The organism is Aestuarium sp. (assembly GCF_023253315.1).
Lineage (GTDB): Bacteria > Pseudomonadota > Alphaproteobacteria > Rhodobacterales > Rhodobacteraceae > Marivivens > Marivivens donghaensis.
This window is the reverse complement of sequence record NZ_JALRGW010000188.1, coordinates 1-571: the sequence shown is the minus strand read 5'-3', so window position 1 is coordinate 571 and position 571 is coordinate 1. Positions and strand designations below refer to the sequence as shown.

At 58.8% G+C, this 571-nt stretch carries 1 protein-coding gene; it reads right to left on the bottom strand.

Annotation, left to right across the window (positions count from 1 at the left end; translation table 11 throughout):
* Positions 1–317: 317 nt before the first annotated feature.
* Positions 318–571: hypothetical protein (locus tag AC1QQ2_RS14940; protein ID WP_479713739.1), on the bottom strand; the 254-nt coding region annotated here is incomplete at its 5' end.

Genomic DNA, 571 nt, shown 5'->3' with positions numbered 1-571 from the left:
GATTAACTTCACCACCAACTTGCGTTCGCCCCACCACGCGGGTTGTGAGCAGAACGCTCTTACCAACATACGTGTACCTTTTATCGCGACGGCGTGCGCCACCCCCGGCACTTGAACGCCCGGGTGAGTGCTCTGCTACTGCTCAAGTAGTCCAGTCCAGTCTTTCCCAGGATGGTTTTCTGTGTGTGTGTGTTTTTGTGAACACTTTTTTGATTGGTGGATTTGGGCTTGGCTGAGGGCTGGCAAATCCAGCTAGGTTCATTCTTGGGGAATGGAAAGCCGTACGAACGGAATTTATTTCTACGGCTGTGATTGGCTTAGCCGTCGCCGCCGCCGTCGCCGTCAAACATCGGCGCGCGCTGATCGCGAACTTCGAGATGACCTCGCATCGAGCCAGGCGCGTGGTCAACGGGGACACGCGCAGCAGTGGCCAAGTGATACGTGCCGGGTTCGTCGACAACGGCAGCACCTTCAACGCCAGGGGTGCGCTCGAATGAAGGACGTGGTCTCTCTCGGGCGGTCGTCGCTCGAGCGGGCAGAAGGCCGCGTGGGCCTGCCCATCGAGCTGCAG